The sequence below is a fragment of the Porphyrobacter sp. YT40 genome, from assembly GCF_006542605.1.
Lineage (GTDB): Bacteria > Pseudomonadota > Alphaproteobacteria > Sphingomonadales > Sphingomonadaceae > Erythrobacter.
The window spans coordinates 2,387,358-2,412,259 of the sequence record NZ_CP041222.1 but is presented as its reverse complement, the minus strand read 5'-3'; the positions used below and the strand labels follow the sequence as shown (position 1 = coordinate 2,412,259).

Sequence of the window (24,902 nt, the reverse complement as noted above, 5' to 3'; positions counted from 1 at the left end):
GTAAGAAACGGCGCGTGACCGTCCTCACGCCCGATCTTGCCGACCGCATTGCAGCGGCTGACCGCGCGCTGAGCGAGGGGCGGCTTGCAGAGGCGCGCGGCATTCTCGAAGACGCCGCCCGGCACGATCCTCAGACACCCGCCTTCTGGCAGCGCCTTGCGACGGTGCGGCAGATGTCGGGCATGGCGATCAAGGCGATCGAGGCAATCGACCGGGCACTGGCGCTCGCCCCGCTCGATTTCATGAACCTGCTGATGCGCGCGCGGATGCTCGACCAGGCCGGGCACCCCGAGGCGGGCGAGGCCTATGGTCGCGCGCTCGCGCAGCCGCGCCCCGATCCGTTGCCGCCGATGCTGGTGCAGGCCATCGCCCGCGCCGAGACCTGCTGGGCAGAGCATCAGCAGGGGCTGGAGCGGCGCCTTGCGCAGGCGGTCGAAGCCAGCGGCGCCGACCTCACTCCGGCCGAGCGCCGCCGCATCGCCCGGCTCGGCACCAACATCACTCACCGCACCCGCGCCTACCATTCCGAGGCGACCCACTTCGCCTATCCGGGTCTGCGCGAGGCGGAGTTCCACGATCCCGAAGGCTTCCCCTGGCTCGGCGAACTCGAAAGTCTTGCCCCCGCGATCCGCGCCGAGATGGACGCAGTCGCCAATGCGCCCGATGCGACGCTGGTGCCTTACGTCAAATATAACGACAGCGAGCCGCTCGCCCAATGGCGCAATCTCAATCACAACCGCGACTGGACGGCGATCCACCTGATCGAACGGGGCGAAACGGTGGCCGCCAATGCCGCGCATTGCCCCGAGACGATGGGCTTCCTCGCGCGGATGGATCAGCCGCACATCGCCGGTTGTGCGGCCAATGCGATGTTCTCGCTGCTCGCCCCGCACACGCATATCCCGCCCCATGTTGGCGTCGCGAATTTCCGCCTGCTCTGCCACTTGCCGCTGATCGTGCCTGATCGCTGCTGGTTCCGGGTCGGCGCCGAAACCCGCGACTTCGCCGAAGGGCAGGCCTGGGTTTTCGACGACACCATCGAGCACGAGGCGAAGAACGAGACCGACCGCTTGCGGGTGATTCTGATCTTTGACCTGTGGCACCCCGATCTGTCGCCTGCCGAACGGGTGGCGATCCAGGCGGCTGTCAGCGCGGCAGCCTTCCCGGTGGGGGCATTGTAGCGGCCAAGGAGCGAGGAAGTGACCGTGAGTGATCTGTTCGTGAACTTCCCAAAGCCCTGTGACGAAGCGTGGGACGCGATGACGCCGCGCGGGTGCAATCGCCATTGTGCTTCATGCGATACGATCGTGCACGATCTCGAACACATGACGCTCGAGGAGGCGGAGCACCTGCTCGACAATGAGGTCGATGCTTGCGTTCGCGCGAGGGTCGGGCCTGATGGGGTGGTGGCATTCCAACCCACGCGTCGGGGCACCGGGCGACGTTTGGTCGCAGCCGCCGGCGCCTCACTCACACTGGCCACCGCCGCCTGCCAGACCACGCCTATGGCTGATCCTTCGACGCCCGGTTATAGGATTACCGGGTCGTTTTTCTATCGTGACCACTATCGCACCGCCCAGCTGCGTTCGTCAGACGGTCAGTCCATTCCGAGGCGGCGTGAACAGGGAACTAATCGCTTCGTTTTCGAGGGCCTTTCGCCCGGCACATACGAACTGACGGTGAAGGATTCCTGCGGCAACCGCGTGCTGTACCAGACCGTTACCGTGGTCGATGCATCAATCGATCTTGCGCCGACATACCCTGAGGAAGGCTGCATCATCGTGGGCGCGATGCTCGCATCGGACCGGCCCTCGATGGGGTGACGGGTGAATAATGGCGGACAGGGTGGGATTCGAACCCACGGTAGGCTTGCACCTACGGCGGTTTTCAAGACCGCTGCCTTAAACCACTCGGCCACCTGTCCTATGCCGCAAGCGGCTAGCGCTGAACTGCGCGATTGTCACCATCCTTCGCGCGCCGATGACAATCCGGTTGTTGGGTATTCAGTCAGAATGTGACATCCCTAGCGGCATGATTCCCCGTCTTCTTCCTGCCGCCGCGCTTGCCCTTGGTGCCTTCGCCATTCTTGGCGCGCCGCCCGTGGCTGCGCCTGCCACGGCGCAAGCCAGCGCCGATAGCCTGCCGTTCGATGCCTATCTCGAACTGCTCAAGGCCCGCGCCCGGGCCGAGGGCGTGCGTGAGGATACCATCGCCCGCATGACCGCCGGACTCACCCCCAATCCGCGGGTGATTGCGCTCGACAACAACCAGCCCGGCAGCGCCACCACGCGCGGTTATCCGTCGATGGCGAATTACATCGCCACCCATGTCGATGCAGCGCGGATCGGCGGCGGGCGTTCTGTCTATCGCCAGCACCAGAGCACGCTCGCCGCGCTCGAAGCGCAATATGGCGTGCCGGGCCAGATCGTCGTCGCTATCTTCGGGCACGAGACCAGCTATGGCCGGGTCAAGGGCGACTTCGACCTTGCCCGCAGCCTCGCCACGCTCGCTTGGGAGGGGCGGCGGCGCGAGCTGTTCGCAGGGGAATTCGTTGCCCTGATGAAGGTCGCCGACAAGGGCTATGACCGCGCGCAGCTGGTCGGCTCCTACGCCGGGGCTTTCGGCAACCCGCAATTCCTTCCGAGCGTCTATCTGCGGCTCGCAACCGATGGCGACGGAGACGGGCGCGCGGATATCTTCACCAACCGCGCCGATACCTTCGCCTCGATCGCCAACTATTTCCGCGACGCGGGATGGCGACCGGGGCAGCCTTGGGGTGTGCGCGCCTATGTCGCGGAGGGCTTCGACGCTTCCGCCTATCGCACCCGTCTCGTCTCGCCGGTGTGCCCGCGCGTCCACGAAAGGCTCAGCCGGTGGATGACCGTGGCCGAATGGCGCGCGGCAGGGGTCGTGGCACAAGGTGGGCTGGCGGACGATGTGATGACCGCCTTCTTCCAGCCCGACGGCCCCGGCACGCCCGCCTATCTGGTAACCGGCAATTACCGCGCGATCCTCGAATATAACTGTTCGAGCTATTATGCGATGAGTGTGGGTCTTTTGGCCGACGAAATCGTGAACTAGCGGCCGCGCGCGCCTCGCCAAGCGGGGAGGGCGCCGATATAGGCAAGGGCGTGATGTTCCCCAGACCTATGCTTCTCATTGCCCTGTCGGTCGCGCTGGTGACGGGCGGCCTCGCGCCCGCGGCTCAGGCGCTCGTGCCCGGTTCCGCCCCGGTTCTGCCCGCGGTTCCCACTGCCGAGGAAGCGCCGGTCGCGCTGCTGGTCGATCTGGGCAGCGGGCAGGTGCTCCACGCCCGCAATCCCGACCGGCGTTTCATGCCCGCCTCGGTGACCAAGGTGATGACGCTCTACCTCGCCTTCGAGCTGCTCGCGCAGCGCAAGCTCGACCCAGAGCAGGTTTTCGTCATGAGCCCCGTGGTCGCGCGTGAATGGCGGCGCAAGGGCTCGACGATGTTCCTCGATGCGGGCGAACGGGTGCGGGTCGACGATCTGCTTCTCGGCATCGCCAATGTCTCGGCCAATGACGGGGCGGCGGTGCTGGCGGAGGGGCAGGCCGGTTCGGTCCCGGCGTGGACCGCAATGATGAACCGCACCGCGCTCGATCTTGGGATGATCGGGAGCCATTTCGGCACCCCCAACGGCTTTCCCGACGAAGGGCGCACCTTCACCACCGCCACCGATCTGGTGACGCTGGCACGCGCGATGATCACCCGTCACCCGGACAAGTTCGGCTATTATGTCGGACGCATGGGGTTCGACTACAAGGGGATTGCGCAGATCAACCACGATCCGATGATCGGACGCGTGCCGGGGGCGGACGGGATCAAGACCGGGTTCACCAATGAATCGGGCTTCTCCTATCTCGGTACGGTCAGGCGCGACGGGCAGCGGCTGGTTCTGGTGCTGGCCGGGGTGGAAAACGGCCGGCTGCGGGGAAGGCTCGCGCGGGCCTATGCCGAATGGGGCTTTGCGGCCTTCGAGCGGCGGCGCCTGTTCGAGCCGGAGGTCGAAATCGGGCGCGCGCGAGTGCAGGATGGCGATGCGCTGAGCGTAGCGCTCAAGGCGGCGGGGCCAGTGGCGATCAACCTCCCGCGCGGAAGCACAGCGCCGCTTACCGCGACGATCCGCTATGACGGCCCCTTGCGCGCACCGATCGCGGCGGGGCAGGAACTGGCCACGCTGGAGATCACCGCGCCGGGTGTCGCGCCCGCACGCATCCCGCTCTACGCCGCTGAAGATGTCGGGATCGCCGGGCCGCTCGACCGGATCGTCAACGCCATCGCCGGGTTGTTCGCGTGACATCGGCGGGCCGGTTCATCGCCTTCGAGGGCGGCGAGGGAGCGGGCAAGTCGACTCAGGCGCGGCTGCTCGCCGAGGCCCTGCGCGCGCGCGGGCTCACGGTGGTGGTTACTCGCGAACCCGGCGGCACGCCGGGCGCAGAGGCGATCCGAGCACTGCTGCTGTCGCCGCCGGGAGAGGGATGGCCGCCCGAAGCCGAGGCCCTGCTGTTCGCCGCCGCCCGCGCCGATCATGTCGCGCATCTGATCCGCCCGGCGCTCGCCCGCGGCGATTGGGTGATCTGCGACCGATTCGTCGATTCGAGCCGCGCCTATCAGGGCGGGGCAGGGGGACTGGGCGATGCGGCGATCACTGCGCTCCACGCCTTCGGCAGCGATGGCCTGCGTCCCGACCGGGTGATCCTGCTGGAAGGCGACGAGGCCGCTCTCGCAGGCCGATTGGCCGCGCGTGGGCAGGCCGCCGATGCCATCGAAGGGCGTCCGGCGGACTATCACCGCGCCGTCGCCGCCGCCTTCCGCGCCTTGGCCGAGCGCGAACCGACAGGCTTTGCCCGGATCGATGCCCTCGGCGCGCCCGAGGAGGTTCACGCGCGCATTCTTGCAGCGATTGGCGATCTCCTCCCATGACCGACTGGCCCAACCATGCCGAAGCCTGGCGTGTCTGGCGTGACGCTCTGGGCGGCGAGCGGATGCACCATGGCTGGCTGCTGGCGGGCAAGGCGGGCCTCGGCAAGCGCGACTTCGCGATGGCCGCCGCGCGCGAGCTGGTCGCCGAACCCGGCGTGCCGCAGCCCGAGGGCGATCACCCCGATATCATCGTGCTGACCTACGGCCCCAAGGACGACAAGGGCGAGAAGGCGCAGGCCGAGGGCAAGCCTTTCGATCTCGCACGCTCGATCCGCATCAAGCAGATCCGCGCCATGCAGCGCCGCCTGATTACCCGTCCGACGCTGGGGAGCCGCCGCGCGATCATTATCGACCCGGCCGACGACATGGAGAAATCCGCCGCCAACGCGCTGCTCAAGAGCCTTGAGGAACCGCCCGCAGGCACGTTTTTCCTGCTCGTCACCCACCGTCCGGCGCGGCTGTTACCGACGATCCGCTCGCGCTGCCGCACCTTGCGCTTCCCGGTGCTGAGCGACAGTCAGCTTGCCGAAATGCTGCATGCGGCGGGTCTGCCGTCCGACCCACAGGCGGTTGCCGCCGCCGAAGGCTCCTTCGGCGCGGCGGTGCGCTTTGCGGAGCAGGATCTGGCGCCGATCGCGCGTGTCATGGCCGCGCTGATCGCGGGCGGTGACGACGGCGTGACCGGGCGCGGCGAGCTTGCCCGCCTGATCGGCCCGCGCGCCGACCGGGAGCGGGTGCAGGCGGTGCTCGACCTTGCCCAATCGCTCGTCGCCCATGCGGCGCGAAGCAGCGAGGACGCGCAGACCCGCGCGCGGCTGATCGAGGCTCACGGCGCGCTGGTCGCGCTCGCCGCCGAAGCGCCCACGGCCAATTTCGATGCCGGGATGCTTCCCTTCGAGATCGGCAGCTTGCTTGTCGCGGCTGCCCCGGCTAGCGAACCGGCCCATGGCTGACACCACCCCCTTCTACATCACGACCGCGATCAGCTACCCCAACGGGAAGCCGCATATCGGCCACGCCTACGAGGCGATCGCCGCCGATGTCATCGCGCGCTTCCAGCGCCTTCAGGGCCGGCGCGTGCGGTTCCAGACTGGCACCGACGAACACGGCCTCAAGATGGCCCGCAAGGCCGAGGAACAGGGCCGTACGCCGCGCGATCTTGCCGACGAAATGTCCGGCTATTTCCGTGCGATGTGCGATGCGCTTAACGTGTCCTATGACCGCTTCATCCGCACGTCCGAGCCCGATCATCACCGCGCCAGCCAGGCGATGTGGCAGGCGATGGAAGCCTCGGGCGATCTCTATCTAGACCGCTACGAAGGCTGGTACTCGGTCCGCGACGAGGCCTATTACGACGAGAGTGAACTCGTCGAAGGCGAGGACGGGGCGAAGCTTTCTCCCCAGGGCACGCCGGTCGAATGGACGGTTGAGGAAAGCTGGTTCTTCCGGCTTTCGAAGTATCAGGATCAACTGCTTGAATTGCTGAAGACACCCGGCTTTCTCGAACCGGCAAGCCGCCGCAACGAGATGATCGCCTTTGTCGAGCAAGGCCTGCGCGATCTCTCGGTCAGCCGCACCTCCTTCGACTGGGGGGTGAAGGTGCCGGGCAGCGATGCCCATGTCATGTATGTGTGGGTGGATGCGCTCACCAACTATCTGACAGGCTTGGGTTATCCCGCCGACATGGGCGATTTCTGGCCCGCGAGCCTGCATCTGATCGGCAAGGACATCGTGCGCTTCCACACGATCTATTGGCCAGCCTTCCTGATGAGCGCGAAGCTGCCGGTGCCGCAGAAGGTGTTCGGCCACGGCTTCCTGCTCAACCGCGGCCAGAAGGAATCGAAGTCGCTGGGCAACGTCACCGATCCGCTGACACTGGCCGAGACCTTCGGTGTGGATGCCTTGCGCTACTTCCTGATGCGCGAAGTCGCCTTTGGACAAGATGGCAGCTATTCGCCGGAAGCGATTGTTTTGCGAGCGAATGCAGAACTGGCAAACAGCTTCGGCAATCTGGCGCAGCGCACGTTGTCGATGATCGCCAAGAACATGGATGGGAGACTGGAGGGCTTCGAGCAGGCCGAGGCAGATCGCGCGTTGCTCGCGCTCGTCAGCAAGGCCTGCGCAGAGGAACTTCCGCGCGAATTCGACGCGTTGAACTTTTCTAACGGGATCGAGGCATGGATTCGGGCAGTTTATGCCTGCAACCAGTATGTCGATGAGCAGGCGCCATGGGGCCTGAAGAAGACCGATCCTGAGCGGATGAAGGCCGTGCTGCAAACGCTGTTCATGGCGCTGCGCGATCTTGGCATTGCGATTCAACCCGTGGTGCCGGAAAAAGCCGCGGCGCTCCTCGATCAACTCGGCATTCCCGAGGGCGAGCGCGGATACGCGGCGCTGGCGGATGTTGACTGGTTTTCGCGTCTTGTCGCCAGCGGATTCACGGTCGCCCCGCCGACCCCGCTGTTTCCGCGGCTCGAACTACCCGCCGAACCCGAGACTGCCTGATGCTGGTCGATAGCCACTGCCATCTCGAATACAAAGGCCTCGTCGAGGACCGCGAGGGCGTGCTGGCGCGGGCGCGGGCGGCGGGGGTGGGGGCCTTTCTCAACATCTCGACCCGCCAATCCGAGTGGGGTCAGGTGGTCGGCACCGCCGCACGCGCGCCCGATGTCTTCGCCAGCGTCGGCATCCACCCGCACGAGGCCGATGCCCATCTGGATCTAGGCCGCGCCGCGCTGCTCGAGGCGACGCGGCATCCCAAGGTCATCGCGATCGGCGAAACCGGGCTCGACTACTATTACGACAAGTCGGACAGAGAAGCGCAGAAGCGCCTGTTTCGCATGCATATTGATGTCGCACGCGAAACGCAGTTGCCGCTTGTCATCCACACCCGCGATGCCGAGGAGGATACCCATGCGATCCTCGCAGAGGAAATGGGGAAGGGGGCCTACCCCGCGCTGATCCACTGCTTCACCGCCTCGGGAGACTTCGCCGAGAAGGTGTTGGCGCTGGGGCTGACAATTTCGCTGTCGGGGATCGTGACTTTCAAGAATGCCAAGGACTTGCAGGAGGTCGCGAAGACCATACCTGAGGACAGGCTGCTGGTCGAGACCGACAGCCCCTTCCTCGCTCCGGTCCCGCATCGGGGGAGGGTGTGCGAACCGGCCTATGTCGTCGACACCGCGGCCTTTGTGGCAGGGCTTCGGGGCGTGGAGGTCGACCATCTCAAGCAGGTCACGACCGCGAATTTCTTCAACCTTTTCAGCAAGGCGCGCCTGTGAAGCTGGTGATGCTCGGCTCGGGCACCTCGACCGGGGTGCCGCGACTGGGCGGGCCTGATGGCACGGGCGACTGGGGCGACTGCGACCCCACCGAGCCGCGTAACCGCCGCACGCGGGTCTCGATTCTGGTCGAGAGCGACGAAGGCAAGCGGCTGCTGGTCGATACCTCGTCCGATTGCCGCGCGCAGCTGCTAGCAAACCGGATCGGCCATATCGACGCGGTGTTCTGGACGCATGATCATGCCGATCACTGCCACGGCATCGACGATCTGCGCGTGCTGCGCTATGGACGCGCAGGCCCGATCCCAGGGTTTGCCGAGACCGAGACCGTCCGGCGCCTGCGGCAGCGCTTCGGCTATGTCTTTGCCGGGCAGGAAGGCTATCCGACGATCTGCACGCTCGACACGCTTGATCGGCTGCGGATGATCGCCGGGTTCGGCGTCGACTGGTGCCAGATGGCGCACGGGCCCGGCGAGACGACCGCCTATCGCTTCGAAGCCGATGGCAAAAGCATCGCCTATGCCACGGATTTCAGCGCAATTTCAGATGAAATGATTGATTTGCTCTACAAGGTCGACATCCTCGTGAGCGATTGCCTGCGCCGCGAGCCGCATCCGACCCATGCGCATCTTGCCATGGCCATTGAACTGGGCGAGCGCTGCAAGGCCGGGCGCGTTGTGCTGAGCCATCTCGACAAGAGCATGGATTATCGCAGCCTGTGCGCCGAAGTGCCGGATTTCGTGACCGTGGGTTATGACGGGCTGGAGATTGTCGCATGAATCCTGATCTGCTGCTGCCGATCATCACCAGTCTGGGCTGGCTGATCCTCGCCGGGGTCGGACTGCGCTCCCGCCAGCTGGGTCTGGGCCAGATGGTCAAGATGGCGCTGGCCTGGATCCTGATTTTCGGGGGCCTGTTCCTGGTGGTGGAGTGGTTCATGGTCGCGCGGGGCACCGCCTCGGGCCTGATGTAGATTTTACATAATATATATTATCCATCTCATAGGATACCCATGAGCGACACTCTCCCGCAGCCGCCGATCGACCGCCTGCTCGCCATCATGGCCCGACTGCGCGATCCCCAAAGCGGCTGCGAATGGGATCTTGCACAGGACTTCGCCTCGATTGCGCCCTACACGATCGAGGAAGCCTATGAAGTCGCGGACGCCATTGCGCGCGGCGACATGGCCGATCTGCGCGAGGAGCTCGGCGACCTGTTGCTTCAGGTTGTGTTCCATGCGCGCATGGCCGAGGAAGCCGGACACTTCGCCTTTGACGATGTCGCCGCCTCAATCAGCACCAAGATGGAAGCGCGCCACCCGCATATCTTCGGCGACGCCGGTGGCACCATGGACGAGGCCCGCTGGGAGGATCTCAAGGCGCGCGAACGATCGGCCAAGGGCGTCGCCAGCGCGCTCGATGGCGTCGCACTCGCGCTGCCCGCGCTGATGCGCGCCGAGAAGCTCCAGAAACGCGCCGCGCGCACCGGGTTCGACTGGCCCGATCCCTCGGGTTCCGAAGCCAAGATTGCCGAGGAAATCGCCGAGCTGAAGCAAGCCACCTCGGATCAGGACCAGGTCGAGGAAGCAGGCGACCTGCTGTTCGCCGTCGTTAACTTCGTCCGCGCGCACGGCATCAGTGCGGAAGAGGCCTTGCGCGCAGCCAATGCCAAGTTTGAACGGCGGTTCCGGGCCATGGAAGCCATCGGCGGGCCGGAGCACTTCGCCGGCCTCTCGCTCGAGGCACAGGAAGAGCTCTGGCAGCAGGTCAAGAAATCCTGACAAGCATCAGGAAAGACTGGCGAACTGCCCCAATTCCTTGGGATTGAGCCGAACCGTCAGTCGCCGCATCGGGCCGTCCTCGCCGCTGCCGGCTTCATCATCGGAGAGCACATCGCCATGGGCATGGAGCCAGGCGATCCGCCGCCCGTCGGACACCGGCAGTACGAAGCTGACTTCGCGCGCAGCGCCGGTGAGCAGGCGGGACAATTCAACTTCGAGGGTGTCAACTCCCTCCCCCGTCATCGCTGAGACGATCACGGCCCCCTGACCCTCCGCCGAATCGCGCAATTCCGCAAGATTTTCAGCATCTAAGAGGTCGCACTTGTTCCACACTTCGAGGATGGGAATGGCGCTCGTCCCGGTTTCGGCATCGACCACGTCGAGGTCGGCGAGCACATCGAGTACCTGTTTTTTTTGCGCTGCATGGCTGGGATTGGCCATGTCGCGCACGTGGCAGATCACGTCAGCAGCGGTCACCTCTTCCAGCGTCGCGCGGAAGGCGGCGACTAGCTGCGTGGGCAGATCGGAGATGAAGCCCACCGTGTCCGACAGGATCGCCTTTTCCACCCCCGGCAACCGGATCGCGCGCATCGTCGGATCGAGCGTCGCGAACAGCAGATCCTCGGCCATCACAGTCGCGCCGGTCAGGCGGTTGAACAGCGTCGACTTGCCCGCGTTGGTGTAGCCCACCAGCGCCACCACCGGCCAAGGCGCCCTGCCCCGCCGGTCACGATGCAGCGCGCGGGTCTTCTTGACCTGCTCCAGCTCGCGTCGCAGCCGGCCCATGCGCTGGCGGATCATCCGCCGGTCGGCCTCGATCTGGGTTTCGCCCGGCCCGCCCAGAAAGCCGAAGCCGCCGCGCTGCCGTTCGAGGTGAGTCCAGCTGCGCACAAGGCGGCTCTGCTGGTAATCGAGATGCGCCAGTTCGACCTGCAGACGGCCTTCCGCGGTGGCTGCGCGTTCACCGAAAATCTCGAGGATCAGCCCGGTGCGGTCGATTACCTTGCGCTTCAGCCGGTCCTCGAGATTGCGCTGCTGGATCGGGGTGAGCGCCCCGTCCACGATCACCAGCTCGGCCTCGTATTGCTCGCACCAGATGCCGATATTCTCGACCTGACCCGAGCCGAACAGCGTATTGGGCTGCATCTGGCGCACCGGGAGCACAGCGGAATGGGCGATGACCACGCCGATCGCGAGCGCCAGCCCCTCGGCCTCGGCGAGCCGTTCGGCCGCATCGAGGTCGTAGCGCAGCGCACGGATATCCGGGCACAGCACCAGCGCCCGCGCACCGCGGGTCACTTCCTCGGCGAATTGGCTGTCAAAGCTCAGTCGTCGACCCCATCGTCTTCGCCTTCCCCGTCGTCGACGCTGAGGTCGACCGGGCTGGCGGGCTGGATGGTGGACACCGCATGCTTGTAGGCCAGCTGCACCGCGCCATCGCGTTCGAGCAGCATGCAGAACAGATCATAGGCGGCGATCCGGCCCTGCAACATCACGCCGTTCACCAGAAACATCGTGACCTGCACATTGGCTTCGGCCACGCGGCTGAGGAACACGTCCTGCAAAAGCTTCTGCTTCTTGCCGCCTGCCTGACTGCCGAACTGCGCCGGGTCCAGCGCCTGCCCCGGCATGATGGTGCTGATCGCGTGCTTGTAGACCAGTTGCGACTGGCCATCGCGGCGCAGCAGGATCGAGAAATTGTCGAACCAGGTGACGATGCCCTGCAGCTTCACGCCCTTCACCAGAAACATGGTGACGGGAATCTTGTTCTTGCGCAGCAGGTTGAGAAAAGCGTCCTGGAGATTGCCGCTCTGGCGGACGGGCGGCGGGCCGGCATCGCCGCCACGCGGCTCGGCAGGCGCTGCGGCGCGCGCAACAGGACGGGGAGAGAGCGTTCGCCCGCTGGACATGGTCATGCCTCCTTGTTCTTGGCGGCCGATGATCCGGTCCGCAGGTAGCAGGCCACCGCAAAAATGGTGCACGGGGCCTTACCTGCACCATAATGGCGCTTTGCCTGCCCCGCGACAAGGCTTGATTTCATGCAAAATTTTGCAGTGCAATATTCGCGGCTTACTCTTCCTCGTCGCGGCGATCGGCCATGCCGAGCAGCTTCAGCTTGCGGTGCAGTGCCGAGCGTTCCATGCCGATGAACGCCGCCGTTCTGGAGATATTGCCCGAAAAGCGGCGGATCTGGATCGCCAGATATTCGCGCTCGAAACTGATCCGCGCCTCGCGCAGGGGCACGCCCATGATCGCCGAGAGGCTGTCGCTGGCAAGACCGATCTGTCCGCCGATGATCTCGGGCGGCAGCATGTCGGGCTCGACCGTAGTGAGCTTTTCGCGCGGGGTCATGATGATGGTGCGTTCGACCACGTTGCGCAGTTGGCGGACGTTGCCCGGCCAGTCATAGGCCTGCAATGCAGCCATCGCCTCGCTCGAGATTTCGGGCGGAGCGAGGCCCTGATCGTTCGAATAGCGGGTGAAGAAATGTTCGGCCAGCGCGGGGATATCCTCGCGCCGCTGCGACAGCGCGGGCAGCACCACCGGCACCACGTTGAGGCGGTAGAACAGGTCTTCGCGGAAGCGCTTCTCGGCCATTTCGACGGTCAGATCGCGGGTGGTCGAGGAGACGACGCGCACATCGACCCCGATCTGACGGGTGCCACCCACGCGCACGAAGCTCTGATCGGTCAGCACCCGCAGGATGCGCGCCTGCGTCGAGAGCGGCATGTCGGCGATCTCATCGAGATAGAGCGTGCCGCCGTCCGCCAGCTCCAGCAGCCCGGGGCGCACCTGCTTGCCGTTCTGCTCTTCGCCGAACAATTCCTGCTCGAAGCGTTCGGGCGTGATGCGCGCCGAGTTGACCAGCACGAAGGCCCCATCCGCCCGCGTGCTCCAGGCATGAAGCAGGCGCGCGGCGACTTCCTTGCCCGCACCCGGAGGGCCCGAGATCAGCACGCGGCTGCCGGTGCTCGCCACCCGCTTCAAGGTCGCGCGCACGGCGTTGATGGCGGGGGAATTGCCGGTGAATTCGGCGCTGCCCCAGCTGCCTTCGCGCAGGCGCGAGTTCTCGCGCCGCAGCCGCTCGGTCTCGGTCGCGCGTTCGACCAGCAGCAAGAGGCGCTCGGCCTCGAACGGCTTTTCGATAAAGTCCATCGCCCCGCGGCCCACGGCGGCGACAGCGGTGTCGATATTGCCGTGCCCGGAAAAGATGATCACCGGCAGGTTCGGTTCGCGCGCCTTGATCGCGTCGAGCAGTTCCAGCCCGTCCATCTGGCTGCCGTGGAGCCACACATCGAGCAGCACCAGCGACGGACGGCGTTCGTCGATCGCGGCAAGGGCCTCGGTGCTGTCCGCGGCGGTGCGGCAGGCATAGCCTTCGTCGCCGAGCACGCCGGCGACCAGTTCGCGGATATCGCGTTCATCGTCGACGATCAGGATTTCGAGCGCCATGGGCTTCGTCCTTCGGTTGCAGGTGTCAGGGAGAGCGGAGCGACGATCATGCGCCGCCTTCGACGGGTTCGGGATTGCGGGCAAAGCGTAAGGTCACGCGGGTACCGCCGCTGGGGGTGCTGGCAAAGCTCATGTCGCCGCCATGCTCGTCGACGATCTTGTTGACGATGGCGAGGCCGAGCCCGGTGCCCTTTTCGCGGGTGGTCATGTAGGGTTCGGTTATCCGCTCACGATCGGCGGGAAGGCCGATGCCGTTGTCTTCGATGGTGATCGCGATCGCCTCACCCGCGTCGCGAATTGTGACGGCGATTTCGCCGGCATATGCGCCCTTGGCCTCGGCCGCGCGCGCTTCGACGGCCTCCACCGCGTTCTTGAGGACATTTGTCATCGCCTGCCCGAATTGGTGGCGGTCGCAGCGCACCTCGCGGTCGACCAGCTCCGATGAGGCGACACTGAAGGCGATGCCGGAATGGGCGACTTCCTGCAAAAATACCGACTGCCGGACGAGATCGAGTGCGTCCTCGTGCCGGAATACCGGCTTGGGCAGGCGCGCGAAGCTGGAGAATTCGTCGACCATTTTCCTGAGGTCGCCCACCTGCCGGACGATGGTGCTGGTCAGCTCGTCGAACAGGTCGCGGTCCTCGTCGCCTACCTGCGTGCGGTAGCGGCGCTTCAACCGTTCGGTCGCAAGCTGGATCGGGGTGAGCGGGTTCTTGATCTCGTGCGCGATGCGGCGGGCGACGTCGGACCACGCGGCTTGCCGCTGGTCGAGCAGCTGGCGGGTGATGTCCTCGAAGGTGATCACGTGGCCGCCGCCGGTGCCGGGTGCGATCTTCACCGCCAGCGTCAGAAGTTCGGTGCCCTTGGCGTGGCTGATGATCGCGCGCTCCTTGCCCTCGGCGATCATGCGGGTGAGTTCGGGCGAAAGCACATCGAGCGAGCGGCCGATCATGCTCGCATCGCCATCGGGGGTGAGCAGCGCCTGCGCCGAGGAATTCATCAGCGTCACGCAGGCCCGGGCATCGACCGACACCACCCCTGCGGTAACCGATTCGAGCACGGCCTCGGTGAAAGCGCGCCGGTCGTCGATCTGGCGGTTGGCGCTGACCAGCGCCTGCGTCTGCTTTTCGAGCTGCGCGGTCATGCGGTTGAAGGCGCGGTTGAGCAGGCCGATCTCGTCCGCCCCGGTGCGCCCTTCGAGCCGGAGCGCGAAGTTGCCCTGCCCCACCTTGCGCGCCGCGCCCACCAGCGCGGTCAGCGGCTCGACCTGCCGGTCTGCAAAGCGCAGCGCGAACCAGATCGCGAGCCCCACCAGCAGCAGGCTCACCAGAACCAGCGCGATGTTGAAGCGCAGCTGCAAGCTCCGCGCGCTGCCCGTCAGCCGTTCATAGGCGGTGACGATCGATTGCGCGCGCGACCACGAGTTGAACATCGTCTCTTCGGTGGTGCGGGCGCTGTAGAGATAGACGCCCGACTGCGCGTCGATCGGCACCAGCGCCTCGATCCGTTCGGGGCTGCCGACGACCACCGCAGGCTCACCACTATCGAGCCGGGTCAGGGCCTTGCGGCTGAACTGGAGATGGTCGGTATCCTTTGCCAGGTTATAGGCGACTGCCGTGCGGAAGGTGTTGTCGGGCATCCGCTGAAGGATCGCGCTTTCCGAAATCTCGCGGCCCTGCGCCTGATAGGCGTAGAAGTCGGGGAAATCGGGATCGGTGATCGGCACCCGCGCCAGCGTCTCGCGCATGTCGGTCGCCATGATGACAGAGTTCTGTTCGACATTGCGCTGGTTGGCGTCGTAGTAATTCTGCGCCAGCGCATTGGCGTTCTCCATCAGCCCGCGCGACTGGTCGGAAAACCAGAAATCGACCCCGGTGCCGAACAGGAAGGCGGCAAAGCCCGCCACCAGCAGCGTCGGGAGGGCGGCGACCATTGAGAAGAAGAACACCAGGCGCACATGCAGCCGCGCGGTGCTGCCTGCCGCGCGGCGCAGCGCGAGGCGACGGCCGACAAGCACCAGCAGCGCCATCGCCGGCACCAGTGTCGCCATCAGCAGGACCGACACCTGCATCGTCGGGAGCAGATCGCCCGTCTCGCCCGAGCGGCTGAACGCCGACCATGTCGCCGCCACCGCCGCCAGCAAGGCGACCACCGCAATGCCTTCAAGCCACAGAAAGATATTGGCCCGCCGCGCGGCGATCAGCGTCCGCCGCCACCAGCGCGGCGACTGGCGGGGCGTCAGGCCGGTTGGTGAAAGCGGAGGACTGGCCATCGTTGCCGCTTTACAACAATGGTGTGGCAAATTTGCAAGCCCCTCGTGAGACTCGCCCGCAAGGCTGCGCCATCACGTGCCCGGCGTGCGACAGGCCGGAGCGCGCTCGCGCCTCAGCCGTTCGTGAACCGGTCCGGCTCCAGCCCCAGCTCGCCGATGCGCTTGCGCAACGTGTTGCGGTTGATCCCCAGCAATTGCGCCGCGCGCAGCTGGTTGCCGCCGGTTCGCCCGAGCGCATATTCGATCAGCGGCTTCTCGAACGCGGCGAGCGCGCGGTGATAGACCATGCCGGGCGGCGGGCTTTCCGCGGCCAGCCACTGCGAGAGCGCTCCGCCGAACCCGCCCTGCCCCTCGCCCTGCGGCACCAGAGCAGGCGAAACCTCGGGCCCGATGATATCGATGACGGCGGCGGCATCGATCCGCTCCTCGCGCGCCATCAGGGCAAGGCGATAGACCACGTTGCGCAGCTCGCGCACATTGCCGCGCCAGCTGCGCGCTTCGAGCTGTTCGATCCCGTCGGGGCTGAGCACCCGGCGCGGCAGGCCATCCTCGGCGGCGAGGATCAGGAAATGCTGGGCAAGCGCGGCAATATCCTCGCGCCGTTCCCGCAAGGGTGGCAGCACGATCGGCACGACATTGAGGCGGTAGAACAGATCCTCGCGGAACGTGCCCGCCGCGATCATCGGGGTAAGGTCGCGGTTGGTAGCGGCGATGATGCGGACATTGACCGCGATCTCCTGCCGTCCGCCCACGCGCCGGATGCGCCCCGATTGCAGCGCGCGCAGCAGCCGGGTCTGGGCCTCGGCTGGCATGTCGCCGATCTCGTCGAGAAATAGCGTGCCGCCATTGGCCTGTTCGAACTTGCCGATCGCTTGCGCGATCGCGCCGGTGAAGGCGCCCTTCTCGTGCCCGAACAGCTCGCTTTCGACCAGATCGGCGGGGATCGCGGCAGTGTTGACCGCGACGAAAGGCCCGGTGCGACGACTGCCGAGCTCGTGGATCGCCTCGGCCACCAGCTCCTTGCCGGTGCCGCTTTCCCCGGTGACGAGCACGGTCAGGTCGTTGCGCAAGACCCGCGTGATCATCCGGTACACGCCCTGCATGGCCGGGCTGCGCCCGACCAGCGGCATTTTCTCGCTTTCCCCGCCAGTGGCAGGGCCTCCCTGCTCTTCGGCATTCGCGGCGCGAAGCCCCGCCGCCTGACGCACCGCTTGCACCAGTTCGTCGAGATCGAAGGGCTTGGGGAAATATTCGAAGGCGTCGCTCTCGCTCGCGCGCACCGCAGTATCGAGCGTGTTCTGCGCCGAAAGCACGATCACCGGCATCTCCGGCGCCCGCTCGCGCACGGCGGAGAGGCTTTCAAGCCCGTCGCCGTCCTCCAGGATCACGTCGGTCAGCATCACGCCGAAGCTGCGCTGATCGAGCTGCTTGTCGCGCGCGGCAATGCTGGTGCAGTGGGCGATGGCGAAGCCTTCGTCCTCCAGCGCGGCGATGATCACCGTGGCAATCGCGGCATCATCCTCGACGAGGAGAATTGGACGGCTTGTGGGCATGATCAGTCCTGCGCCTGCGGCAGATGCAGGCGAAAATGCGTCAGCCCTGCGCGCCCGTCGCGATCATGGCTGACATTGCCGTTCATGTCGCGCACCAGCTTCCTCACCAGCGAAAGGCCGAGGCCCTGCCCCGAAGGCTTGGACGAGACGAAGGGTTCGAACACATGATCGCGCAGGGTCGGATCGATGCCGGGGCCGTTGTCCGAGATCGTGATCTCGATCGGCAGCGGCACGGCGCGGCCATTGCGGATCGCGCTGAAGGCGAGCCCGCTGACGAAGCGGGTCTGGACGATGATTTCACCGCCCCCGCCTTTCCCCAGCGCGGCATCGCGGGCGTTGGAAATGAGGTTGATCAGCACCTGTTCCAGCGCATCGCGATTGGCCAGCACAGGGGGGAGCGAGGGGTCGAACTCCTCGCGAATCTCGACCTCGCCATGCGTGCCATTGGCCGCGCGCATGGTCGCCACAGCGGCGCGGATCGCCTCGTGCGGGTTGCAGGCCTCGACCGGCCCGGTGCGGGTGCTGCCCAATTGCTGCATCCGGTCGATCAGCCGGGCGATGCGGTCGACCTCGTCGGTGATCATCCGGGCGAGCTTCTTGTCGGCATGGGGCAGCTTGCGCGCCGCCAGTTGCGCCGCCCCGCGGATCGCGGCGAGCGGGTTCTTGATCTCGTGCGCCAGCACCGCCGGCGCGCCCAGCATCGCCTCGCCCCCGCCGGGATGCGCGGCCTCGTCATGGCCGATCTGCGACAGGGTCACGACCTGCCAGCCCGGATAGCCGCCCAGCGGCGAGGCGGTGAGGTTGATCCGCACCTCAGCCTCGCCCACGCGGATCGCCAGATCGCGCGCCACCAGCGCCTCCTCGCCCGCCAGCAGGCGCGCCTCGACCCGCGGATCGAGCGGTCCGACCCGGTCGGTCAGTCGCGTCCCGATCAAGCGGCTGCCACTGGTGCCGAGCAGGTCTTCGGCGGCGTGGTTGACTTCGGCGATCAGGCCCTCGGCATCGAGCAGCACCACGGCGAAAATCAGACCCGAAAGCTGTGCGCGCGCATCCGGGCGCGCGGTGCCTTGCGGCTCTGCCGGAATGCTGGCCACGCTCAGGCGGCCTGCTGCATCAGGAACGGTGTATAGAACCGCTCGATCTCGCCGAGCACCTGATCGGCATCGTCGATGAAGTTCGCCATGTTGCGGAACTCGGCCGAGCCGTGCAGCCCTTTGGTATACCAACCAAGGTGCTTGCGCGCCATCTTCACCCCGGTGTCGCGCCCGTAGTGGTCGAGCATCCGGTGGTAGTGTTCGACGACGAGGGCATACTGCTCCTCCATCCCCGGCGCCGGGCGCGCTTCGCCGGTGCGCCACCAGTGCATCACCTGCCCGAGCAGCCACGGCTTGCCATAGGCCCCGCGCCCGATCATCAGCCCGTCCGCGCCCGATTGCTCGAGCGCCCTGGAGGCATCCTCGATCGAGCAGATGTCGCCGTTGACGATCACGGGGACATTGACCGCCTCCTTGACCTTCCGAATGAAGGCCCAGTCGGCGCTACCCTTGTACATCTGGTTGCGGGTGCGGCCGTGGACGGTGATCATCTGCACCCCGATATCCTCGGCCATGCGCGCAAGCTCGGGCGCGTTGAGGCTGTTGTGATCCCAGCCCATCCGCATCTTGACCGTCACAGGCACCTTCACAGCCTTCACGGTCGCTTCCATCAGGCGGACCGCCAGCGGCACTTCGCGCATCAGCGCGGAGCCCGCCAGCTGGCCGACGACCTTGCGCACCGGGCAGCCGAAATTGATGTCGATGATTGCCGCGCCATTGCCCTCCTGGATCTTCGCCGCCTCGGCCATGCTGGCGGGATCGCAGCCGACCAGCTGCATCGAGACCGGCTCCTCGATCCGGTCCCATGCGGTCTTCTGCGTGCTGACGCGCGTTTCGCGGATTGCCGCCTCGCTCGCCACCATCTCGGTGACGTTGAGGCCCGAGCCATAGCGGCGCACCAGCGTGCGGAAGGGCATGTCGGTGACGCCCGTCATCGGCGCGAGCACAACGGGCTCGGCGATGGTGACCGGGCCGATCGCAATCGGCTTCAGGGCCGGCGGAGAGGGAAGCGTGGTCATGGGAACAGGTGTTGCCTAAAATATGGGCAGGCGCATAGTGGATTGCCCAAAGCCCGTCCAGTGCCTAAGCGATGACACCGATGGCCGGCGCAGCTCCCCTCCCCCCCTTTGCAGCAATCGTGGTCGCAGCGGGCAAGGGTTTGCGCGTTGGCGGAGACGTTCCGAAACAATTCAGGGATTTCAAGGGCAAACCGGTTATCCGCTGGTCGATCGAGGCGCTCGCGGATGCGGGTGCCGACAGGATCGTCACGGTCATCGCCCCCGAGAGCCGCGCCGAAGCCGAAGCGGCGCTTTCGGGCATCGCCGGGGTGACGTTCGTCTCCGGCGGCGCGACCCGGCAGGACTCGGTGCGCGCCGGGCTTGAAGCGCTGGCCAAGGGCGCACCAGCTCATGTGCTGATCCACGACGCCGCCCGCCCCGATCTGCCCCATACGGTGATCGCCCGCCTGCTGGCAGCGCTTGCCGATTATCCGGGCGCAATTCCGGTGCTGCCGGTGGTCGATAGCCTCGCGGTCGATGCCAACGGCGTGATGGCGGGCAAGGCCGAACGCGAAAGCCTGCGCCGCGTCCAGACCCCGCAGGCCTTCCGCTTTCCTGCGATCCTCGCCGCTCACCGGGAATGGCAAGGTGCCACCGATGCGGGCGACGACGCGCAGGTGCTGACAGCCAGCAAAGGTTCAGTCGCACTTGTCCAAGGCGATGAACGCCTGAAGAAGATCACTTTTGCCGAGGATTTTGCCACACCCATGGATCAACCCGCCTTCCGTATCGGTCAGGGCTTCGACGTCCATCGTCTGGAACCGGGCGAGGAATTGTGGCTGGGGGGCGTGCTGATCCCGCATGACAGGGGGCTGGCGGGGCACTCGGATGCCGACGTTGCGCTCCATGCGATCACCGATGCGGTGCTCGGCGCGGTCGGGGAAGGCGATATCGGCACCCACTTCCCGCCCAGCGACCCGCAGTGGCGCGGCGCGCGTTCGGGACAGTTCCTCGAACACGCCGTCGGCCTCGCCCGCGCGGCGGGCTACGCCATCGCCAATGTCGACCTCACCCTGATCTGCGAGGCGCCCAAGATCGGCCCGCACCGGCCAGCGATGCGCGCCGAAGTCGCCCGGCTGATGGGCCTCGCCGAAGGCGCGGTCAGCATCAAAGCCACCACCACCGAAAGACTCGGCTTCACCGGCCGCGGCGAGGGGATCGCTGCGCAGGCCATCGTTCTCGTCACGCTTGCCCCGAAAGGAACTGCCTCATGAAGATCCGTACCCTTGCTCCCGTGATCGCGCTCGGCGCCCTCGCCTCTGCTCAGGCCGCGCAGGCCCAGCAGCAGGCCTGCGTCAATCCGGCCGATCTGTCGGACGCGATCGTCTATGCCATGCCGCTCGCCTATGACGCCGCGCAGACCGCCTGCGCCAACCGCTTCGAGGCGGACGGCTTCATGGCCACCCGCGGCGAGACCTATATCGCCCAGTTCCGTGCCTCGCAGAACGAAGCATGGCCGGGCGCCTTCCGCTTCCTCAAGACCTTCATGAACAAGGACGGCGGTTCGGACGACCAGATGGCCGCGATGCTCAGCACCATGCCCGACGATGCGCTGCGGCCCTTCGTCGATGCGCTGGTCGGGCAGATGCTGGCCAAGGAGATCAAGGGCGACAGCTGCGGCAAGATCGAGCGCGGGGTCGAACTGCTCAGCCCGCTGCCGGTCGAGAATGTCGGCGGGCTGATCGGCTTCGTCGCCGAGATGGCCGAGCTCAAGAACCCGCCGATCTGCGCCGTCGCGCCAGCCATGAGCGGAAAGTAACCCCCATGCAAGCCGCCCTGCTGCCGCAAGACATCGCCAACCTTGCCGAACGCGTCGTGGCGGAAAACGCGGCGGCGGGGCGCATGGTGGTGCTGGCGGAGAGCTGCACCGGCGGGCTGGTTGCCGGGGCTCTCACCGAGATCCCCGGCTCCTCGGCGGTGCTCGACCGAGGGTTCGTGACCTATACCAATGCCGCCAAGATGGAGATGCTGGGGGTTGCCAGCGACATCATCGAAACCTTCGGTGCGGTTTCGATCGCCTGCGCCTGGGCGATGGCGAAGGGGGCGCTCGACCGCTCGAAGGCCGATGTCGCGGTGGCAATCAGCGGTGTGGCGGGGCCCGGTGGCGGCACCCCGCAAAAGCCGGTCGGCACGGTGGTATTCGCCCGGGTGGTGCGCGGCGCAACCGGCGAGCCCGAAGGTGAGCTGAGGTTCTTCGACGGCGGCGATGGCCCCGGAGGTCGTGCCGAAATCCGCCGTCAGGCGACGCTGTGCGCGCTGGAACTGCTGCTGCCGTAAAGCTGCGCGGCGCGCATCTCGAAGGCCTCCACCATCTTGCGGAACGCCTTGTCGAAATACTGCCCGGCAATCCGCTCGAACAGGCGGTTCTTGAAGGTGAAGTCGACGCAGAAGTCGATCTCACAGGTGCGCTCGTCGATCGCGCGGAATGTCCAGACATTGTCGAGATCGGACAGCGGCCCATCGATATAGTGCACCGCAATCTCGCGCGGGCGATCTTTCTTGACGCGCGAGGTGAAGCTTTCACGGATCGCCTTGAAGCCCACCACCATGTCCGCGACCATCTCGGTCTCGGAATTGCTGCGGACCCGCGTGGCGATTACCCAGGGCAGGAATTCGCCATAGCGCCCGACATCGGCGACCAGATCGAACATCTGCTCGGCGCTGTAGGGAAGACGGCGGGTTTCGCGGATGCCGGGCACTAGGGCTGAACCTTGGCACCTGCTCGCGCGAGCTTTTCCTCGCGTGCGGCACGCATCTTCGCGAAATCGTCGCCCGCATGATAGCTCGACCGGGTCAGCGGGCTTGAGGCAACCTGCAGGAATCCCTTGGCCCGCGCGATTGCGCCGTAGGCCGCGAAGGCCTTGGGCGTAACGAATTCCTCGACCGCGGCGTGCTTGGGCGTGGGCTGGAGATATTGCCCCATGGTGATGAAATCGACCTCGGCCGATCGCATGTCATCCATCACCTGATGCACCTCGAGCCGTTGCTCGCCCAGCCCCAGCATGATCCCCGACTTGGTGAAGATCAGCGGATTGTGCGCCTTAACCTCTTCCAGCAGGCGCAGCGAGGCGTAGTAGCGCGCGCCGGGGCGGATGGTGGGATAGAGCCGGGGAACGGTTTCGAGGTTGTGGTTGTAGACGTCGGGCCCCGCCTCGCAGATCATCTCGACCGCGCGGCGCATCTTGCCGCGAAAATCGGGGGTGAGGATCTCGATCGTGGTGTTCGGCGTGTTGCGGCGCAGCGCCTCGATCACCTTGACGAACTGCGAGGCACCGCCATCGGGCAGATCGTCACGATCCACCGAGGTTATGACGATGTGTTCGAGCCCCATCTTGGCCGCGGCGATGGCGGTGTTCTCGGGCTCGAAGGGATCGACCGCGCGCGGCATCCCGGTCTTGACGTTGCAGAAGGCGCAGGCGCGCGTGCAGACATCGCCGAGGATCATCACCGTCGCGTGCTTCTTGGTCCAGCACTCGCCAATGTTGGGGCAGGCGGCCTCCTCGCACACGGTGTTGAGATTGAGCTCGCGCATCAGCTTGCGCGTTTCGTTGTAGCCCTCACTCACCGGCGCACGGACGCGGATCCAGTCGGGCTTGCGCTGGCGGGCGGGCCGTTCTGCTGGAGGCGTCGGCTGCGGCGTGCTGGCGAGGTCATTCATTGGGAGCCATTTAGGCGCACCCGCCCCATCCCGCAAGCTGGCTGGCCCTTGCAATTCCGGTCACGGCCCTGCCAAAAAAAAGAGCGCCGGGCGGGTGGCCCGGCGCTCTGTCATTCGGTCTTACCTGCCTGATGCGCGATCAGTTGGCCGCCGCAGGAGCCGCAGCCGCAGTCGCACCGCCGCTCAGCTGGTCCGCATAGGCGCTCCACAGCATCGCGATCGGCGCGCGCACGCCTCCCACCTGCGCCAGGGCTTCGCGCGCGGCATCGTAATTGCCCGCTCCGACCTGCGCGATGCCCAGTCGGGTGAGCGCAAGATCGCGATCGACGCCGGGCATGGTCACGGCCCGCTCGTAGAAGCCCGCAGCCTTGGCGTATTCGTTGTAGCTGAGGAAGGCATCGCCCGCTGCGATCACGGTGCGCAACTGTGCCGAGGGTGCCTTGGCATCCCGCTCGAGCGCGGGCAGGCCGGACTTGTCATCGGCAATCAGGCCCTTCGCCTGCTTGAACTGCTCGTCGATATAGCTGTCCGTGCCCGGAGCGATCTTGCCCGAATCGTAGGCCATCTGGATCACGTCCTGCACTTCCTTGGGCAGGCGGCGGGTGTCGGCGGTCTCGACATAGATGATGTAGTCGTTGGCATCGTTCAGCGTGCCGACCTTGCGGCCGAGACGCAGCAGATCGAGCATCACCGGTGCCTCGAACTCGGTGAGGTTGCGGGTCAGGTTGACCGCATCGCGCCAGTTTTCGGGCTTGGGATAATCGCCCACCCAGCCCTGCACGAACTGGTAGACCTCGGGCACGACTTCATTGGTGTAGGCGACCGAAACCCCCCGGCGATACCAGTTCTCGGGCACAGCCTCGCCGGTCGCCTTGCGACCTTCGATGGCATCGGCGAGATACTTCAGCCCTTCGGCGTGATTATCCTCGGCGAAGAACAGCTCCGCCATCGACAGCTGCAGATCGGCCATGGGCGCGGGGTAGCCAAGGTCCATCGCCTTTTGCAGATAGTTGCGCGCCGCGGCATATTGCTGGAGCTGGTTGTTGATCTGATAGCCGACGAAGTTGAACTTCGACAGGTCTTCAGGCTTGGTCTTGCCGCTGGCGAGCATCAGCTCGAGCCCCTGGAGCTGCAACGGCGCATCCTTGCCGGTGATCCCGGCGTTGAACATCAGGCCGCCCAGCGCCATCTGGTCATCCGGCGTGGTCGCCAGCGGCACCAGGCCGAGGATCTGCGGTTTCAGCGCAGCGACATTTGCCCCTTCCGCCTTGAGCGCGGTATCGACCGGATTGTAGGCGGCCACGAATTCCTTCGAGTAGGACGGCTTGGACGGATCGGCCTTTTCGTCCTTCTTCTTGCGCTGCGCGTGGGCCGCGTTGGCAAAGCCCGGAATGGCCAGCACGGCAGTGCCGCTGGCGAGCGCAACAGCCAGCGCCAGCTGACGCGCGAAGCGGCCGGGAGCCGGCATGAAACGACGGGGCGAAGACATATTGGTCACTCATATCCTCCAGTTGATACGCAGCCGCGCGCCCGTTCCGGCGCGCGCCCTGCGGCGAACTCCGCCCCGGCCTTTGGACGGCCCGCGCGGGATTTGCAATTGTCGCTAGGCGGAGCGTACTGAACGGGCTTTGAATGCCCTGTTCACCCTGCGCTCGCAAAGGGGCTTGGAAATGTGGAAAAAGGCACCGTGTTCTTGCCTTGTTCGCGCCGCATGGTGGCGAAAGCCCCGGCTTGTCCCTAGATAGAGAGCGACAGCCGCGGCTGCTATGGCCCGGCCCGCACGACGCGGCACGCAAACACACACAGAA

24 protein-coding genes and 1 tRNA gene are annotated in these 24,902 nt (G+C 66.0%); 14 read left to right on the top strand and 11 right to left on the bottom strand.

Annotated features, from left to right (window positions below; all coding sequences use genetic code 11):
- The first annotated feature begins 14 nt into the window (after positions 1-14).
- Positions 15-1,181, top strand: coding sequence for an aspartyl/asparaginyl beta-hydroxylase domain-containing protein (locus E2E27_RS11295; protein ID WP_234036029.1), 1,167 nt, complete (start codon positions 15-17; stop codon positions 1,179-1,181).
- A 24-nt stretch (positions 1,182-1,205) separates the two neighbouring features.
- Complete coding sequence (locus E2E27_RS11290) at positions 1,206-1,823, top strand: hypothetical protein (RefSeq protein WP_141459231.1); 618 nt, start codon at positions 1,206-1,208, stop codon at positions 1,821-1,823.
- A gap of 11 nt (positions 1,824-1,834) precedes the next feature.
- Here E2E27_RS11290 and E2E27_RS11285 read toward each other — a convergent pair.
- Positions 1,835-1,924 (bottom strand) — tRNA-Ser (locus E2E27_RS11285).
- 107 nt (positions 1,925-2,031) lie between these two features.
- Here E2E27_RS11285 and E2E27_RS11280 point away from each other — a divergent pair.
- Genes E2E27_RS11280 through mazG form a run of 9 tightly spaced genes read left to right on the top strand, consistent with a single transcriptional unit; the run spans position 2,032 to position 10,006 of the window.
- On the top strand, positions 2,032-3,081 hold the full coding sequence (locus E2E27_RS11280) for a lytic murein transglycosylase (RefSeq protein ID WP_141459229.1): 1,050 nt from the start codon (positions 2,032-2,034) through the stop codon (positions 3,079-3,081).
- Between the two features lie 53 nt (positions 3,082-3,134).
- Positions 3,135-4,319 (top strand): D-alanyl-D-alanine carboxypeptidase family protein, encoded by a 1,185-nt coding sequence (locus E2E27_RS11275; protein ID WP_141459226.1) that lies wholly within the window; start codon positions 3,135-3,137, stop codon positions 4,317-4,319.
- The gene (gene tmk, locus E2E27_RS11270) at positions 4,316-4,945 is read left to right on the top strand and encodes a dTMP kinase (protein WP_141459224.1); all 630 of its coding nucleotides are present in this window, start codon (positions 4,316-4,318) and stop codon (positions 4,943-4,945) included. Before E2E27_RS11275 ends, tmk begins: the two co-directional genes overlap by 4 nt.
- Positions 4,942-5,898, top strand: a complete 957-nt coding sequence (locus E2E27_RS11265; RefSeq protein ID WP_141459222.1) for a DNA polymerase III delta subunit-related protein — start codon at positions 4,942-4,944, stop codon at positions 5,896-5,898. Before tmk ends, E2E27_RS11265 begins: the two co-directional genes overlap by 4 nt.
- Positions 5,891-7,450: a methionine--tRNA ligase gene (metG, locus tag E2E27_RS11260; RefSeq protein WP_141459219.1), complete on the top strand. Its 1,560-nt coding sequence runs from the start codon at positions 5,891-5,893 to the stop codon at positions 7,448-7,450. The genes E2E27_RS11265 and metG overlap by 8 nt, the downstream gene beginning before the upstream one ends.
- A complete protein-coding gene (locus E2E27_RS11255; RefSeq protein WP_141459217.1) occupies positions 7,450-8,226 on the top strand; it encodes a TatD family hydrolase in 777 nt (258 codons plus the stop codon). The genes metG and E2E27_RS11255 overlap by 1 nt, the downstream gene beginning before the upstream one ends.
- Positions 8,223-9,005: an MBL fold metallo-hydrolase gene (locus E2E27_RS11250; protein ID WP_141459215.1), complete on the top strand. Its 783-nt coding sequence runs from the start codon at positions 8,223-8,225 to the stop codon at positions 9,003-9,005. Before E2E27_RS11255 ends, E2E27_RS11250 begins: the two co-directional genes overlap by 4 nt.
- Positions 9,002-9,199 (top strand): hypothetical protein, encoded by a 198-nt coding sequence (locus E2E27_RS11245; RefSeq protein WP_141459213.1) that lies wholly within the window; start codon positions 9,002-9,004, stop codon positions 9,197-9,199. Before E2E27_RS11250 ends, E2E27_RS11245 begins: the two co-directional genes overlap by 4 nt.
- 39 nt (positions 9,200-9,238) lie before the next feature.
- Positions 9,239-10,006 carry a nucleoside triphosphate pyrophosphohydrolase gene (gene mazG / locus E2E27_RS11240; RefSeq protein WP_141459211.1) on the top strand — a complete coding sequence of 256 codons (768 nt, stop codon included), beginning with the start codon at positions 9,239-9,241 and terminating at the stop codon, positions 10,004-10,006.
- A 6-nt stretch (positions 10,007-10,012) separates the two neighbouring features.
- On the opposite strand, the gene hflX is transcribed toward mazG, so the two are convergent.
- The 7 genes from hflX to dusB form a co-directional block, all read right to left on the bottom strand.
- Positions 10,013-11,305: a GTPase HflX gene (hflX, locus tag E2E27_RS11235; protein WP_181443422.1), complete on the bottom strand. Its 1,293-nt coding sequence runs from the start codon at positions 11,303-11,305 to the stop codon at positions 10,013-10,015.
- A 26-nt stretch (positions 11,306-11,331) separates the two neighbouring features.
- Entirely contained in the window at positions 11,332-11,916 is a 585-nt protein-coding gene (hfq, locus tag E2E27_RS11230) for an RNA chaperone Hfq (protein ID WP_141459207.1), read from the bottom strand.
- A gap of 160 nt (positions 11,917-12,076) precedes the next feature.
- Positions 12,077-13,459, bottom strand: coding sequence for a nitrogen assimilation response regulator NtrX (gene ntrX, locus E2E27_RS11225; protein WP_141459205.1), 1,383 nt, complete (start codon positions 13,457-13,459; stop codon positions 12,077-12,079).
- A gap of 46 nt (positions 13,460-13,505) precedes the next feature.
- The gene (locus E2E27_RS11220) at positions 13,506-15,731 is read right to left on the bottom strand and encodes a sensor histidine kinase (RefSeq protein ID WP_141459203.1); all 2,226 of its coding nucleotides are present in this window, start codon (positions 15,729-15,731) and stop codon (positions 13,506-13,508) included.
- Positions 15,732-15,844: 113 nt separating this feature from the next.
- Positions 15,845-17,284, bottom strand: a complete 1,440-nt coding sequence (locus tag E2E27_RS11215; protein ID WP_141459201.1) for a sigma-54-dependent transcriptional regulator — start codon at positions 17,282-17,284, stop codon at positions 15,845-15,847.
- A gap of 2 nt (positions 17,285-17,286) precedes the next feature.
- Positions 17,287-18,378, bottom strand: coding sequence for a two-component system sensor histidine kinase NtrB (locus E2E27_RS11210; protein WP_141459199.1), 1,092 nt, complete (start codon positions 18,376-18,378; stop codon positions 17,287-17,289).
- Between the two features lie 2 nt (positions 18,379-18,380).
- Positions 18,381-19,397 carry a tRNA dihydrouridine synthase DusB gene (gene dusB / locus E2E27_RS11205; protein WP_141459197.1) on the bottom strand — a complete coding sequence of 339 codons (1,017 nt, stop codon included), beginning with the start codon at positions 19,395-19,397 and terminating at the stop codon, positions 18,381-18,383.
- An 80-nt stretch (positions 19,398-19,477) separates the two neighbouring features.
- Here dusB and E2E27_RS11200 point away from each other — a divergent pair, with 80 nt between their 5' ends.
- Genes E2E27_RS11200 through E2E27_RS11190 form a run of 3 tightly spaced genes read left to right on the top strand, consistent with a single transcriptional unit; the run spans position 19,478 to position 21,713 of the window.
- Positions 19,478-20,650: a bifunctional 2-C-methyl-D-erythritol 4-phosphate cytidylyltransferase/2-C-methyl-D-erythritol 2,4-cyclodiphosphate synthase gene (locus E2E27_RS11200; RefSeq protein WP_141459195.1), complete on the top strand. Its 1,173-nt coding sequence runs from the start codon at positions 19,478-19,480 to the stop codon at positions 20,648-20,650.
- Entirely contained in the window at positions 20,647-21,195 is a 549-nt protein-coding gene (locus tag E2E27_RS11195) for a hypothetical protein (RefSeq protein ID WP_141459193.1), read from the top strand. Before E2E27_RS11200 ends, E2E27_RS11195 begins: the two co-directional genes overlap by 4 nt.
- 5 nt (positions 21,196-21,200) lie before the next feature.
- Positions 21,201-21,713: a CinA family protein gene (locus E2E27_RS11190; RefSeq protein ID WP_141459191.1), complete on the top strand. Its 513-nt coding sequence runs from the start codon at positions 21,201-21,203 to the stop codon at positions 21,711-21,713.
- Here the strand turns inward: E2E27_RS11190 and E2E27_RS11185 are convergent.
- The 3 genes from E2E27_RS11185 to E2E27_RS11175 all read right to left on the bottom strand — a co-directional run bounded on the left by E2E27_RS11185 (position 21,674) and on the right by E2E27_RS11175 (position 24,592).
- A complete protein-coding gene (locus tag E2E27_RS11185) occupies positions 21,674-22,135 on the bottom strand; it encodes a type II toxin-antitoxin system RatA family toxin (RefSeq protein WP_141459189.1) in 462 nt (153 codons plus the stop codon). The genes E2E27_RS11190 and E2E27_RS11185 overlap by 40 nt on opposite strands.
- Positions 22,135-23,094, bottom strand: a complete 960-nt coding sequence (lipA, locus tag E2E27_RS11180) for a lipoyl synthase (RefSeq protein ID WP_141459187.1) — start codon at positions 23,092-23,094, stop codon at positions 22,135-22,137. Before lipA ends, E2E27_RS11185 begins: the two co-directional genes overlap by 1 nt.
- Before the next feature lie 139 nt (positions 23,095-23,233).
- Complete coding sequence (locus tag E2E27_RS11175; RefSeq protein ID WP_141459185.1) at positions 23,234-24,592, bottom strand: hypothetical protein; 1,359 nt, start codon at positions 24,590-24,592, stop codon at positions 23,234-23,236.
- Positions 24,593-24,902: the final 310 nt, after the last annotated feature.